Origin of the sequence: Arenimonas sp. (assembly GCF_019459675.1) — a bacterium.
GTDB lineage: Bacteria > Pseudomonadota > Gammaproteobacteria > Xanthomonadales > Xanthomonadaceae > Arenimonas.
This window is the reverse complement of the sequence record NZ_JAIBFH010000229.1, coordinates 1-13310: the sequence shown is the minus strand read 5'-3', so window position 1 is coordinate 13310 and position 13310 is coordinate 1. Positions and strand designations below refer to the sequence as shown.

General features: G+C 69.9%; 13 protein-coding genes. 7 read left to right on the top strand and 6 right to left on the bottom strand.

Annotated elements, in window-relative coordinates; all coding sequences use genetic code 11:
- Both priA and K0M70_RS07800 read left to right on the top strand, forming a co-directional pair.
- The coding region (gene priA, locus K0M70_RS07805) for a primosomal protein N' (protein ID WP_290781235.1) at window positions 1–1034 on the top strand (1034 nt) is incomplete at its 5' end.
- Window positions 1035–1044: 10 nt separating this feature from the next.
- Window positions 1045–2307: an NAD(P)/FAD-dependent oxidoreductase gene (locus K0M70_RS07800; protein ID WP_290781233.1), complete on the top strand. Its 1263-nt coding sequence runs from the start codon at window positions 1045–1047 to the stop codon at window positions 2305–2307.
- 52 nt (window positions 2308–2359) lie between these two features.
- Here K0M70_RS07800 and rpoH read toward each other — a convergent pair whose 3' ends face one another.
- Entirely contained in the window at window positions 2360–3217 is an 858-nt protein-coding gene (gene rpoH, locus K0M70_RS07795; RefSeq protein WP_290781231.1) for an RNA polymerase sigma factor RpoH, read from the bottom strand.
- A 323-nt stretch (window positions 3218–3540) separates the two neighbouring features.
- Here rpoH and K0M70_RS07790 point away from each other — a divergent pair, with 323 nt between their 5' ends.
- The 3 genes from K0M70_RS07790 to K0M70_RS07780 are packed head-to-tail and all read left to right on the top strand — an operon-like array spanning window position 3541 to window position 7204.
- Window positions 3541–3936: a BlaI/MecI/CopY family transcriptional regulator gene (locus tag K0M70_RS07790; protein WP_290781229.1), complete on the top strand. Its 396-nt coding sequence runs from the start codon at window positions 3541–3543 to the stop codon at window positions 3934–3936.
- Window positions 3936–5183 (top strand): M56 family metallopeptidase, encoded by a 1248-nt coding sequence (locus K0M70_RS07785; protein WP_290781227.1) that lies wholly within the window; start codon window positions 3936–3938, stop codon window positions 5181–5183. The genes K0M70_RS07790 and K0M70_RS07785 overlap by 1 nt, the downstream gene beginning before the upstream one ends.
- On the top strand, window positions 5180–7204 hold the full coding sequence (locus K0M70_RS07780; protein WP_290781225.1) for a serine hydrolase domain-containing protein: 2025 nt from the start codon (window positions 5180–5182) through the stop codon (window positions 7202–7204). The genes K0M70_RS07785 and K0M70_RS07780 overlap by 4 nt, the downstream gene beginning before the upstream one ends.
- Window positions 7205–7215: 11 nt before the next feature.
- Here K0M70_RS07780 and ung read toward each other — a convergent pair whose 3' ends face one another.
- The 5 genes from ung to rhlB are packed head-to-tail and all read right to left on the bottom strand — an operon-like array spanning window position 7216 to window position 12195.
- On the bottom strand, window positions 7216–7953 hold the full coding sequence (gene ung / locus K0M70_RS07775) for a uracil-DNA glycosylase (protein WP_290781223.1): 738 nt from the start codon (window positions 7951–7953) through the stop codon (window positions 7216–7218).
- Window positions 7954–7956: 3 nt separating this feature from the next.
- Window positions 7957–8799, bottom strand: coding sequence for a response regulator (locus K0M70_RS07770; protein ID WP_290781221.1), 843 nt, complete (start codon window positions 8797–8799; stop codon window positions 7957–7959).
- Window position 8800: 1 nt separating this feature from the next.
- The gene (gene ftsX, locus K0M70_RS07765; RefSeq protein ID WP_290781219.1) at window positions 8801–9778 is read right to left on the bottom strand and encodes a permease-like cell division protein FtsX; all 978 of its coding nucleotides are present in this window, start codon (window positions 9776–9778) and stop codon (window positions 8801–8803) included.
- Window positions 9775–10461 carry a cell division ATP-binding protein FtsE gene (gene ftsE, locus K0M70_RS07760; protein WP_290781217.1) on the bottom strand — a complete coding sequence of 229 codons (687 nt, stop codon included), beginning with the start codon at window positions 10459–10461 and terminating at the stop codon, window positions 9775–9777. Before ftsE ends, ftsX begins: the two co-directional genes overlap by 4 nt.
- Window positions 10462–10485: 24 nt before the next feature.
- Window positions 10486–12195 carry an ATP-dependent RNA helicase RhlB gene (gene rhlB, locus K0M70_RS07755; protein ID WP_290781215.1) on the bottom strand — a complete coding sequence of 570 codons (1710 nt, stop codon included), beginning with the start codon at window positions 12193–12195 and terminating at the stop codon, window positions 10486–10488.
- 171 nt (window positions 12196–12366) lie between these two features.
- Here rhlB and trxA point away from each other — a divergent pair, with 171 nt between their 5' ends.
- Together trxA and K0M70_RS07745 are read left to right on the top strand one after the other, a co-directional pair.
- Window positions 12367–12693 carry a thioredoxin TrxA gene (gene trxA / locus K0M70_RS07750; RefSeq protein WP_290781213.1) on the top strand — a complete coding sequence of 109 codons (327 nt, stop codon included), beginning with the start codon at window positions 12367–12369 and terminating at the stop codon, window positions 12691–12693.
- 158 nt (window positions 12694–12851) lie between these two features.
- The coding region (locus tag K0M70_RS07745) for a hypothetical protein (RefSeq protein ID WP_290781211.1) at window positions 12852–13310 on the top strand (459 nt) is incomplete at its 3' end.

Here is a 13310-nt window from a genome sequence, read left to right as displayed (position 1 = left end):
GGCCGCCGGCAGTGCGGGTGGTGGACGTGCGCAAGCGCACGCTGCGCAACGGGCTGTCAGAAGACCTGCTGGACGCCGTCGGCCGCTGCCTGGCGCGCGGCGAACAGGCGCTGGTGTTCAAGAACCGGCGCGGCTATGCGCCCGTGCTGATCTGCCATGACTGCGGCTGGAGCGCGCACTGCAAGCGCTGCGACGCGGCGATGACGGTGCACGCCGGCGGCCGCCGCCTCATCTGCCACCACTGCGGCGCGCGCGCCACGCCGCCCAACGCCTGCCCAGACTGCGCCAGCCTGGCGCTGCAGCCGCAGGGCGCCGGCACGGAACGCATCGAAGAAGCGCTGGCCGAACGCTTCCCCGATGCCCTCGTGGTCCGCGTGGACCGCGAAACCACCCGTCGCCGCGACGCCATCGAAAAACACCTGGAAGCCTTCGGCGAACAGTCCGGCATCCTGGTCGGCACACAGATGCTGGCCAAGGGCCACGACCTGCCGCGCCTGACGCTGGTGGCCGTGGTGGGCGTGGACGAAGGCCTGTTCAGCGCCGACTTCCGCGCCGGTGAAAAGCTCGCGCAGCTGCTGATCCAGGTGGCGGGTCGCGCCGGCCGCGCGCAGCTGCCGGGCGAAGTGCTGCTGCAGACCCACCACCCCGAGCACGCGCTGCTCAACACCCTGCTGGCCGGCGGCTACCCCGCGGTGGCGGCGCTGCAGCTGGCCGAGCGCGAAGTGGCGCAGTTCCCGCCCTATGCGCACCTGGCCCTGCTGCGCGCCGAAGCGCCCACCGAAGCCGACATGCAGGGGTTCCTGCGCGAAGCACGCAACGAATTCGAGACCCACGACGGCGTGCAGTTGAACGGCCCGATGCCCGCGCCGATGGCGCGCCGTGCGGGCAAGGCGCGCGGCCAGATCCTGCTGGACGCGCCCCAGCGCGCGCCGCTGCATGCCGCCCTGCAGGACTGGCTGCCGCGCCTGCGGGCGCTCAAGTCAGCGCGCAAGGTGCGCTGGTCGCTGGACGTGGACCCCACGGATTTGTACTGAGGAATTGGCGATGGACGCAGGGCATCAACCGCATGTGCTGGTGCTGGGTGGAGGCTTCGGCGGGCTGTGGGCGACGCGCGCCCTGGCGTCGGCGCCGGTTCGCATCACCCTGGTGGATCGCACCAACCACCATCTCTTCCAGCCGCTGCTTTACCAAGTGGCCACGGCCGGGCTGTCCGCACCGGACATCGCCGCGCCGCTGCGCCACATCCTGCGCAAGCAGTCCAACGTCACGGTGCGGATGGACGAGGCGCTTGCCATCGACCTGGGCGCGCGCCGCGTCACCCTGGCCCAGGGCACGCTTGATTACGACTACCTGCTGGTGGCCACCGGCGCCACCCACGCCTACTTTGGCAACGATGCCTGGGCCGAACATGCGCCGGGCCTCAAGACGCTCGACGACGCGCTGGCGATCCGGAGCCGGGTGCTGTCGGCATTCGAAGCGGCCGAACGCGAGAACGACGCCCAAGAGCGTCGGCGCCTGCTCAACTTCGTGGTGATCGGGGGTGGCCCGACCGGCGTCGAACTGGCCGGCACGCTGGCGGAGATCGCGCGCCACACCCTGCCCCGCGAGTTCCGTCGGGCCGACGTGCGCAGCGCGCGCGTGCACCTGGTCGAGGCCGGGCCACGCGTGCTTGCGGCGATGCCCCCGGAGCTGTCGGAAAAAACCCGGCTGCAGCTGCTCAGGCTGGGCGTGGAAGTGCATGCGGGCAAACCCGTGACGGCGATCGATGCCGACGGCGTCACCCTGGGCGATGCGCGCATCGACAGCCGCACGGTGCTGTGGGCGGCGGGCGTTGCGGCGTCACCCTTGGGCAGGCAGCTTGGCGTGCCCACCGATCGCGCCGGCCGCGTGCCGGTGGCGCCCGACCTGTCGCTGCCCGGGCACCCCGAGGTATTCGTCATCGGCGACCTGGCCAGCGTGCAGCAGGACGGCAAGCCGGTGCCGGGCGTAGCGCCGGCGGCCAAGCAGATGGGGACACACGTGGCCGCCGTGCTCCGCGATCGCTTGCGCGGCGCGACCGCGGCCAGGCCTTTCCGCTACCGCGATTACGGCAACCTGGCCACCATTGGCCGGATGGCTGCGGTGGTGCACTACGGCAACCTGAAGCTGTCGGGCCTGCTGGCCTGGTGGTTCTGGCTGGTGGCCCACCTGTTCTTCCTGATCGGCTTCCGCAACCGCATCATCGTCCTGGTGAACTGGGGCTGGTCGTACTGGACCTACCAGCGGCACGCCCGGATCATCGTCGGGCGCACCGACCGGGAGCCCTGAAACGACAACGGCCCCTGTCGGGGCCGTTGCCTTTCAATGCCGCCGGTTCCGGTCAGGCCGCGAACAGCGCCCGCATTTTCTTGAGCGCGTTGGCTTCGATCTGGCGGATGCGCTCGGCGCTGACGCCGTACTCGTCGGCCAGCTCCTGCAGCGTGGCCTTGGGCTCGCCCAGGAAGCGGCGCTTGAGGATGTCGCGCGAGCGCTGGTCGAGTTCGGCCAGGCCGTCGCGCAGCAGCTCGAGCTGGTCGTCTTCGTGGCTTTCGCGCTCGTAGGCCATCGCCGGGTCGTCGCTGGACTCGCGCAGGTAGGCCACGGGCGACGGCGGCGCGTTGTCGTTGTCTTCATCCGGCGCATCGAAGCCGATGTCGCGACCGCTCAGGCGCGACTCCATTTCCAGCACTTCGCGCTTGGAAACCTTGAGGTCGTTGGCCACCGCGGTGACTTCGGCGTCGTTCATCCAGCCCAGGCGCTTCTTGGACTTGCGCAGGTTGAAGAACAGCTTGCGCTGCGCCTTGGTGGTGGCGACCTTGACGATGCGCCAGTTGCGCAGGATGAACTCGTGCATCTCCGCGCGCACCCAGTGCACCGCGAACGACACAAGACGCACGCCCTGGTCGGGATCGAAGCGCTTCACCGCCTTCATCAGGCCGATGTTGCCTTCCTGGATCAGGTCGCCCATGCCCAGGCCGTAGCCCTGGTAGCCACGGGCCACGTGCACCACGAAGCGCAGGTGCGAAACGACCAGCGCCTTGGCGGCTTCCAGGTCTTCTTCTTCGCGGAACTTGCGCGCGAGCGCCTGCTCGTCCTCGACGGTGAGCACGGGCACGCGGTTGACTGCGGAGATGTAGGCATCCAGCGAACCCAGCGCACTCGGGATCGGCAGGTTGTTGGCGATCAGGGCAGTGGTCATCGAATCCTCTTTCATGGGCCGGAGTTTAGCACTCGGCTGTTTAGGGTGCTAAATAGGCCAGAAGTTCCCTGTACGTTCCATTCATGGAACGACAGGGCAGCGGCACGTTTTAAAGCTGGGGCCTGGCCATCCGGTTTCAATAGCCCAGGGCGTCGGGACAAGCAAGCGCGTCCCGACAAGCCGCGGATACGGCCTTCTGGCGCGGTCCAGGTGGGGCCCAGAGTCTTGTCCGGGGGGGTGGGACCACAAACCTAATTAAATAGTTGACAGCTTCCGGACCCAGATCTATCGTGCAAAAACTAATTCCATAGGAGACGCCAGCCATGGTGCGCCCAACCTCGCCCACGGTGACCGATGCGGAACGCGCCATCCTCGAGGTGCTCTGGGATCGCGGGGAAGCCTCCGTGCGGGAAGTCGCAGACGCGCTGTCCGCCACCAAGGCGGTGGCCTACAACACCGTGCTCACCATGCTCGGCATCCTGCTCAGGAAATCGCTCGTCGAGTACCGGCAGGAGGGCCGCGCCTTCATCTACCGCGCCAGCGTGAGTCGCGACGAGGTGCGCACGCAGGCACTGGACAACCTGCTGCGCCAGTTCTTCGACGATTCGCCCGAGGTGCTGGCCCTGCACTTGGTCCAGAACAACGCCCTGGATGCTGGCGAACTCGACCGCCTGCGCTCAAAAATCACCGCTGCAGCCCAGGAACGGAGCAAAGGCTGATGTTGTCCGCATTGGCCTCCTACGCCATCGAGCACCTGTCGCTCAGCGTGCTCTTGCTCGGCATGGGTGCCGTCGTCCTCCGATGGGTGCCCGCGCAGGCACGGCACCCTTGGTTGCTTGGCGCGCTGCTCGTAGCGGTGCTGGGCCCTCTGCTTCCGTTCGCCGCCCTCGCGCCCGAGGGCGCCAGCGCGCAGTTACTGGCAAACAGCGAACCATCGGGCGCCGCAGGCGGGCCTGGTTTCAAGGGGGGCTGGGCAGCGGCACTGCTGGGCCTGTGGATCACGGTTGGCCTTGTGCAGCTCTATCGGCTGCTGTCGGCCTGGCGGAGCGCCAACGTGCTGGTCCTGCTCAGCCCGCGAGCGCTGGACATCGAATACCGTCACGCCGACCTGCTGCCTCCGGGGACCCGCGTGCATCTGTCCGCGGGCTTCGGCCCGGCGGTACTGGGCGTTTGGAAGCCCTGCATCGTGCTGCCGGCCTGGCTTGCCGCTCAGCTGCCGCGTGAAGCGCTGCGCGCCGTGCTGTCGCACGAGGTCGAACACATCGCCCGGCGCGATCCGGCCTGGCACGCGCTGCAGCGTGTCGTCCTGGCCGTGTTCTGGTGGAACCCCGCGCTGGCGCGCCTGGCCCGCTGGCTGGACCAGGCGCGTGAGCTGGCGTGCGATGCCGGCGCCGCCGCGCGCGCCGGCGATCACCTGCAGTACGCGGAGGCGCTGCTGTGCGTTGCCGGCAGGCAACCGCCGGGCCTGGTGCCGCGATCGCTGGCTGGATTGGCGATGATGGGCAACGCGCCGCTGCTGGAACACCGCATCGATGCGTTGCTGGACTCCGGGCGCCGCCGTCGGGGTGCTCGATCCGCCATGAATGGCGTGCTGGCGCTGGCCATGGCGTCTGCTTGGGCCACGGCGTCCACGGCAACGCCCGCTGTCAGCGTGAAAACGTGGGAACCGCAGCCCGAGCCCGCGCGCGAAGGCCTGGCCGCCGCCGGGGCGGAATGGGAACGACTGTCCCGATCGGCCAGAGCCGAACACCAACAGCTTTCCCAATCGGCCCAAGCCGAATACGAACGGCTGTCGCAAGCCGCCCAATCCGAATACGAGCGGCTTTCGCAGACCGCCCAGTCCAGACACGAGCAGCTCGCGCAGGCCGAGCACGAACGGCTCTCTCACTCCGCTCAGATCGACTACGAGCAGCGGCTCATGGCCGCCGACGGTGGACGCAGTCACGTACAGGACCTCACCCGATGAACCTCAAGAAGCTCTGCATCGGACTGTCCTTGGCCCTGCTGCTCCAGCCGGTAGCCGCCGACGAACGCGCCACCACGGGTGCGCCGGTCGCTGCGCCGAAGCTCCCGGCGGCAACGCCGGCGGTTCCCGATTCAACCCTGGCCGTGTCCACGGACGCCGGCGCCACCTTTCTGCCGCCCCGGGGCTGGACACGCAAGAGCACGCCGGGGCTGCACGCGTTTACCGCGCCCGAAGGTGACGCCACCCTGGCGATCGCCCATGGCCCGGCCGTTTCCGCCGACGACGCGGTGGAGAAAGCCTGGACGCGCCTGGAAGGACGCGCACCCGCCGCAGGAACGTCTGCCGATCGCGACCTCCGCAGCGGCTGGACCACCGTGCGGGCCTATCGGTATCCGGCCAAGGCCGGCTCCGACCGCTTCCGCTATGCACAGGCCGTGCATGACGGCCACGAATGGGTGGTGATGCTCGCCGACCTCTCCGGACCGGTCGCCGCGCGCCGGGAATCCCAGCTGACGCTGCTGCTGGGCAGCCTGCGGGCGAAGGGCTACGCGGGTCCACCGCCATTGCTGCGCAAAGCCCATCCGTTGGACGCGGCGCGCATTGCCGCCCTGGTCGATTTCCTGGAACAGGCGCGGATCGCCTTCGACATCCCCGGCGCCGCGCTGGGCCTGGTGCAGGATGGCGAAATCAAGTTCGCCGGTGGCCTGGGTGTCCGCAAGCTGGGTTCGACGGATCGCGTGGACGCCCGCACGCGGTTCCTGAGCGCTTCGATCACCAAGCCGCTCACCAGCCTGATGATCGCCAAGCGCGTGGACGCGGGCGGCCTGCGCTGGGACCAGCGGGTGGCGGAGCTGTCGCCGCGTTTTCGCGTCGCGGATCCGACCCGCACCCGCGACATCCAGGTGCGCCATTTGCTTTGCGCATGCACCGGACTGCCACGCCAGGACCTTGAGGCGTACTTTCGGGGTGACGAGCTGACGCCCGAAGGGACGCTTGACCTGCTGGCCACGATGACTCCCACCGCAGGCATCGGCGAGCTTTACCAGTATTCGAACCCCATGGCCGTGGCGGGCGGGTATGTCGTCGCCCGGCAGGCCTACCCCACGCTGGGCTTCGGCGAGGCCTACGACCGGGCCATGCAGGATCTCGTCTTCGACCCGCTGGGCATGCGATCCACCACGTTCGATGCCGCCGCCGCGCAGCGCGGGAATTTTGCGTCGCCCCACGCCCAGCGAAGCGATGGCTCCACCGCCGTGGTGACCGAGCCGGGCTTCAACGACGCCGGCATTCCCATGCGCCCCGACGGCGGTGCCTGGACCGATGTCACCGACCTGCTGGCCTACCTTCGGATGGAGCTCGCCAGGGGCAGGTTGCCCGACGGCAGCCGCTACATCGGTGAGGCCGCCCTGCTCGAACGCCAGGTGGGCCAGGTGGCGCGCGGCGGCATGGACCAGTGGTATGGCATGGGCCTGAAGATCAACGAGAATCAGGGCCTCCGGATCGTGACGCATGGCGGCAGCATGCCCGGCTACCAGGGCGAGTTCGCTTTCCTTCCGGCGCACGGCGTGGGCATGGCGCTGCTGATGAACGCCGACGCCGGCGCCGAGGTTCGCGGCTTCTTCCAGGACCGCCTGCTGGAAGTGCTGTTCGACCTGGACCTGGGGGTGCAGGCCCGGATGGCCGAGCGCGCTTCAGCACGCGCCCAAGCGGCCAAGGATGAAGCGCGCCGCTTGAAGGCGCCGCTGGACGCCGGGCTGCAGGCGCGGTTGGCCGGGCACTATCGCAGCGACGCGCTGGGAGACATACAGATTGTCGCCGGCGAAGGCGCGACGTGGCTGGACACCGGCGGCTGGCGGAGCGAACTGGCCGCGCCGACGGAAGCGTCGACGGCAACGGTGGTGGAAACCATCTCGCCGGGCGGCGCGGGGCTCGTGCTCGAGGCCGGGGAACGCAGCGGCCAACGCACGCTGCGGGTATCCGACGGCGAGCGCGAGTATGAGTTCGTGGAATCCAGCCGCTAATCCTGCGGCGACTACGAAGCCGCCAGCAGCGCCTCGACCTCCGCACGCGGCGGCAAGGCCCACTGGATCGGCGCCTGCCGGGCGCCCTCCAGCCAGCGGTTGGCCTTGCCGAAGTGGCCGCAGCCCAGGAAACCCCGGTGCGCCGAAAGCGGAGAGGGGTGCGGGGCGCGCAGCATGCAGTGCCGGCGCGGATCCACCAGCTTGCCCTTGGCCTGGGCGTAGCTGCCCCAGAGCATGAACACCAGGCCTTCGCGCTCCCGGTCCAGGGCCTGCACGATGGCGTCGGTGAAGCCTTCCCAGCCCTTGCCCTGGTGGGCGCCGGCCTTGCCCTCCTCCACCGTCAGCACGGCGTTGAGCAGCAGCACGCCCTGCCGGGCCCAGGGCAGCAGGCAGCCGTGGTCGGCCGGGGCGATGCCCAGGTCGGCCTTCAGTTCCTTGTAGATGTTCTGCAGCGACGGCGGCACCGGCACGCCGGGCAGCACCGAGAAGCACAGGCCGTGCGCCTGGCCGGCGCCGTGGTAGGGGTCCTGGCCCAGCACCACCACCTTCACCTGGTCGAAGGGCGTGGCGTCGAGCGCCGAGAAGATGCGCGGGCCGGGCGGGAAGATGTGCTTGCCGCGGGCTTTTTCCTGACGCAGGAAAGCGCCGAGTTCGCGCATGTCCGGGCGCTGCAGGTAGTCACCGACCCGGGCCTTCCACGAAGGCTCGAGCCGGATCCGGCCCTCGTCGGGCGGGTTGTCGCCAGCCACGCCTTACTTGCCGAGCTTCTCGCGCAGCATCCGGCCCACGCGCAGCTGGAAGAGCAGCTTGGTGATCAGCAGGCGCTCTTCAATGGGCTTCTGCACCAGGTCGTTGGCGCCTTCGCGCAGCAGGTCGCTCTGGTTGGCCGGGTTGGCGTCGCCGGTCATCACCAGCACCGGCAGCAGGCCCTTGGCGTAGCCGAAATCGTGGCGGATCGAGTGCAGCAGGTCCTTGCCGGTCAGTTCGCCCTTGAGGTAGACGTCGGTGAGCACGATGTCCGGGCCCGGCACCTTGCCCTGGGCGCGCATGGTTTCCAGGTGTGCGATGGCGTCCTCGACGCCGGTGGCGTGGGTGACGGTGAGGTTGTGCTTCTCGAGCATGCGGCGGGTGGCCATGGCCACCACGCGGCTGTCCTCGACGTACAGCACTTCGCCGCCCGCCTCGGACTCGGGCGCCACGTAGCCCTTGATGAAGGCGGCCAGGGCGTTGAAGCCCAGCGCCTTGTCGAAATAATCGGTGACGTCGTCGCTGATCGAGCGGCTTTCCAGCCGCTCCTGCACGTCGCCCGAGACCACGATGATGGGGATGTAGGCCTGGGGCGTGTGCTCGCGCAGGTAGCGCGCCAGGTCCAGGCCGTCCATGTCGGGCAGGCGCAGCGCGGTGGTGACCAGGTTGACGGCGCCGGCCTGCAGGGCAGCCTTGGCCTCCTCACCGGTTTCGCAGCCGACGAACTCCAGGCCCGGCAGCTGCTGGCGCAGCACGCCTTCGATCATCTTGCGCACGACCTTCGACCCGTCCACGACCATGATGCGCGGCGAGGCGGTGTCGAAACTGCGGAAACTGGGATTGCTCATGTCACACGTCCACGGGACGGGTCCGACGTAGATGATGCCCGGTTGCGAGCCACGCGCCCAGCCACCCCATCAACGCCGACCCGGCCAGGAGCACCAGGCTGCCGCGCAGCCCCGGGCCCGCCAGGTCGAACTGCGTGCCATAGCTGGCCACCAGGGCCGACAGGCGGCCCTGCATCAGCATCCCGGCCACCGCCAGCAGCAGACCAGCCAGCACCCCCGCGGCCAGCCCGTACCAGGCGCCCAGGTACAGGAACGGGCGGCGGACGAAGGCATCGGTGGCGCCCAGGTGCTGCAGAACGCCGATTTCCTCGCTGCGCGCGCCGATGTCCAGGCGCACCGTGTTGCCCACCACCAGCAGCACGCCCAGGCCCAGCAGCACCGCCACCACCTGCACCACGCGCTCGCCGAAGGCCAGCCAGGCCGACAGGCGCTGCCGCCAGGCGGCGTCATGCTGGACGATGTCCACCTGCGGCAACAGGCGCAAATCGGCCGCCAGCGCGTCGCCGTCGCCCTTGGGCTGGACCACCAGCACGGTGGGCAGCGGATTGTCCTCCAGCACGTCCAGCGCGCCGGCCAGGTCGCTCATGGCCCGGAACTCGGCCAGGCCTTCGTCCGGCGTGCGAACGCCCACCGCCACCGCGTCGGCGCGCGCGCCGATGTCGCTGGCCAGCTCGCGCGCCTGCGCCACGGTGACATCGGGCTTGAGGAATACGCCGATCTCGCGCGACTCGGTGACGCTGCCGGAAAAGCGTTCGATATTGCCCAGCGCCATGCCCAGCCCCAGCGGCAGCGCCAGCGCGATCGCCATCACGCCCACCGTGAGCCCGGTGGCCCCCGGGCGGGAGGCCAGGCGCCCCAGGCTGGAAACCAGCGAATACAGGTGCTGTTCGCGCCAGGCGCGCAGGCGGCTGCCGATGCCGCCGGCCTTCTTGCGCTCGGCGGCCGCGGGCTTGGCGCGGGGCTCGGCCTTGGCGCTCATGCCGCGAGGTCCTCGGGTGAAATGTCGTCGGCCAGTTTGCCGTGGTCGAGCACCAGCACGCGCCGGCGCATGCGCTTGACCAGCGCCAGGTCGTGGCTGGCAACAATGACGGTGGTGCCCAGTGCCGGCAGCGAGGCGAACAGCTGCATGATCTCGGCCGCCAGCTGCGGGTCGAGGTTGCCGGTGGGTTCGTCGGCCACCAGCAGCTGGGGCTGGGCGATGATGGCGCGGGCAATGCCCACGCGCTGCTGCTCGCCGGTGGAAAGCTGCATCGGCAGCGATCGCTCGCGCTCGCCCAGGCCCACCTTGTCCAGCATCGCCCGCACGCGCTTGCCCACCTCGGCGCCCGGCGTGCCGGCGATCAGCAGCGGCAGCGCCACGTTGTCGTAAACGCTGCGGTCGGTGAGCAGGCGGTGGTCCTGGAACACCACGCCCACCTGCCGGCGGTGCAGCGGCACCTTGCCACCGCGGACCTTGGCCAGGTTGCGCTCATTCACCAGCACCGTGCCGCGGCTGGGCCGCTCCGACAGGTGCACCAGGCGCAGCAGGGTACTTTTGCCCGCACCGGAGTGGCCGGTGACGAAGAGCATCTCGCCCTCCTCGACGCAGAAACTGACGTCGCTCAGCGCGGGCGCGCTTCCGGGGTAGGCCTTGGTGACGTTGTCGAAGCGGAGCAGGGCCATGCGGGGCGGGCGGCGGTGGGGTGGTCAGTGACCGGTGGGCGGGGTGCGCTTCACCAGCGAACGCAGGCCCGCCTTGATGCGGCCCAGCAGCGAAGGCTTGTCGCCGGAAACCGGGGCCTGCGCCGCGGCGTCGGGCGAACGCGGCTTGGCGCCGGCATCCACGGGCGCGCCGTCAACCACAGGGCGGCCACCGCGACGGCGGCGGCGCTTGCGCTCGGGCGCGTTCGGGTCCACCTGCATGGGCGAAGACGGCGCGGGGCGCTGCGCCGGGCGCGTCGGGTCCACCGGCGCCTCGACCGTTGGCGGCAGCAGCGCTTCGGCCACCGCCGGCTTGCGTTCGCGCGGGGCGCCGGGGCGCGGGCCGCTGCGCTCGCGGGAACCGCCGCCGGGACGGCCGGCGTCGCGGCCACCGCCGCTGCTGCTGCGACCGCCGCGGGTTACGCCGCGGCGCTCGTCCTCGGCCGCCTTGGCTTCGCGCACTTCGCGGAAGATGGCGCTGACGCTTTCGATTTCGCCCTCGTCCTCGCCTTCGACCTTCTCGCGCGGGGCGCGCGGCTTGGCGATCAGCAGTTCGGCCTCGACCGCAGCCACCGGCAGCTTCTGCTCGATGAAGGCCTCGATGTCGGGCAGCGACATGGCGTAGCGCTCGCAGGCGAAGCTGATGGCGTCGCCTTCGGCGCCCAGGCGGGCGGTACGGCCGATGCGATGCACGTAGTCTTCGGCGTCGAACGGCAGGTCGTAGTTGTAGACGTGCGACACGCCGTCGATGTGCAGGCCGCGGGCGGCCACGTCGGTGGCCACCAGGATGTCGAGCTGGCCCTTCTGGAAGCGCGCCAGCAGGGTTTCACGCTTCTTCTGCGGCACGTCGCCCGACAGCACGCCCACGCGGAAGCCGGCGCGCTCCAGGCCGCGCGCCACGCGCTCGACCCAGACCTTGGTGTTCACGAACACCATCGTGCGGTGGCCCTCGCTGCGGGTCAGCAGGCCGATCAGCAGCGGGATCTTCTCTTCGTCGGCCGGGAAGTAAACCAGCTGGCGGACCTTGGCATTGGTGATGAACTCCGACTCCACGACCAGCTTTTCCGGGTCGTTCATGTGCTCGTAGGCCAGCTCCAGCACGCGGTGGCTGAGGGTGGCGCTGAACAGCAGGGTCTGGCGCTCGGAAAGGGCCGGCATGCGGCGCAGCAGGAAGCGGATGTCCTTGATGAAGCCCAGGTCGAACATGCGGTCGGCTTCGTCCAGCACGCACACTTCGCAGGCGTGCAGGGAAACCACCTTGCTCTGCTTGACGTAGTCGATCAGGCGGCCGGGGGTGGCGATGATCACGTCCACGCCCTGCTGCAGCAGTTCGCGCTGCTTGTCGTAATCCACGCCGCCGTACACCAGGGCGAAGCGCAGGCCGACGTCGGCGCCGAACTTCACGGCGTCCTTGTGGATCTGGATGGCCAGCTCGCGGGTAGGCGCCAGGATCAGGGCGCGCGGGTCTTCGGGCTTGCGGTCGGCCAGGGCCGGGCGGGTCAGCAGCCGGTTCATCAGCGCGACCAGTAAGGCCAGCGTCTTGCCGGTGCCGGTCTGGGCCTGGCCGGCGACGTCACGGCCCGCCAGGGCGATCGGCAGGGTCAGCGCCTGGATGGGGGTGCAGCGGCTGAAGCCGGCGGCTGCGAGTCCTGCCTGGAGCGCCGGGTGCAGTTCGAAGTTGGAAAAAGGGATATCAGTCAGGGGCTTATCGGACATGGGACTCTCTGGATGCGCGTCTCTGCGCTTGCGCGGGGTGCCCGGGGGTCGCAAACTCGGCGCGTCCTGGGGTGCCGCTGGCGGTTGATTTACCTTCGTCAGCGCCCCAGTTTAACCCAATGGCGGCCGCAACCGGACCGCATCCCCCAAGCGAATCAGGAGTTTGAAGGCATGAGCGACCAGGTGCTGCACGTGGGCGATACCGACTTCGAGGCCCAGGTACTCAAGTCCGAGACCCCGGTGCTGGTGGATTTCTGGGCCGAGTGGTGCGGCCCCTGCAAGATGATCGGCCCGATGGTGGACGAACTGGCCGGCACGTACGCGGGCAAGGTCAAAGTGGTCAAGATAAATATTGACCACAATCCACAAACGCCGCGCCAGTACGCCGTACGCGGCATCCCCACCCTGATGCTGTTCAAGGACGGCAAGGTGCACTCCACGCAGGTCGGCGCGGTGGGCAAGGCCCAGCTCGCGCAGTTCATGGACAAGGCCCTTTGAGGTCCCGTGCCCCGGCCCCGGCCGGGGTATGCGCGGCCGCCCGGGTTGTCGCCGCGGCCCCGCCGGTGTTAGCGTTACGTCACTGAGGCGCTTGGTGCGCCCCCTCTTTCTGCAAGAACCCCTCCCTCCCCCACGCTCGCGTTCGCGAGGTGAATACTGTGTCTGATATCGAAAACGAATCCGGCCCCAGCGCCGAGAAGCGCCCGCGCAAGCCGCGAGCCACCCCCGCCCAAAGCACCGAAGCCAGCGCCCCGCAGGCGCCGGCACCGGTTGCTGCTCCGGCAGCTGCTGCGGCTCCGGCTCCGGCCGCTGCGCCGGCTCCCGAACGTGCGCCGGCTGCCAGCCAGTCGTCGGACGGTGAGTCGGGCGGTGGCCGCCAGCGCAGTGACGCCCCGTCCGGCAGCGAAAGCAGCCAGGGCGGCGACGCCGGCCGCGGCCAGTCCAGCGGCCAGTCGCAGGGCGGCGGCAACGCCGGCGGTGACGGCAGCCAGGGCGGTGGCCGCAGCGCCGGCCGGCAGGGCGGCGGGGGCAGCCGCCAGGGCGGTGGCCGCCGCGCCCGCGGCCCCGGCGGCCGGGACGGCACCCCCGGCGGCGGGGCGGGGGGCGAAGGAAATCCT

What these genes read in the sequence shown, in the direction of transcription:
- K0M70_RS07800 (WP_290781233.1), top strand. Translation starts at nt 1,045, where the DNA reads ATGGACGCAGGGCATCAACCGCATGTGCTGGTGCTGGGTGGAGGCTTC.
- rpoH (WP_290781231.1), bottom strand. Translation starts at nt 3,217, where the DNA reads ATGACCACTGCCCTGATCGCCAACAACCTGCCGATCCCGAGTGCGCTG.
- K0M70_RS07790 (WP_290781229.1), top strand. Translation starts at nt 3,541, where the DNA reads ATGGTGCGCCCAACCTCGCCCACGGTGACCGATGCGGAACGCGCCATC.
- K0M70_RS07785 (WP_290781227.1), top strand. Translation starts at nt 3,936, where the DNA reads ATGTTGTCCGCATTGGCCTCCTACGCCATCGAGCACCTGTCGCTCAGC.
- K0M70_RS07780 (WP_290781225.1), top strand. Translation starts at nt 5,180, where the DNA reads ATGAACCTCAAGAAGCTCTGCATCGGACTGTCCTTGGCCCTGCTGCTC.
- K0M70_RS07770 (WP_290781221.1), bottom strand. Translation starts at nt 8,799, where the DNA reads ATGAGCAATCCCAGTTTCCGCAGTTTCGACACCGCCTCGCCGCGCATC.
- ftsX (WP_290781219.1), bottom strand. Translation starts at nt 9,778, where the DNA reads ATGAGCGCCAAGGCCGAGCCCCGCGCCAAGCCCGCGGCCGCCGAGCGC.
- ftsE (WP_290781217.1), bottom strand. Translation starts at nt 10,461, where the DNA reads ATGGCCCTGCTCCGCTTCGACAACGTCACCAAGGCCTACCCCGGAAGC.
- rhlB (WP_290781215.1), bottom strand. Translation starts at nt 12,195, where the DNA reads ATGTCCGATAAGCCCCTGACTGATATCCCTTTTTCCAACTTCGAACTG.
- trxA (WP_290781213.1), top strand. Translation starts at nt 12,367, where the DNA reads ATGAGCGACCAGGTGCTGCACGTGGGCGATACCGACTTCGAGGCCCAG.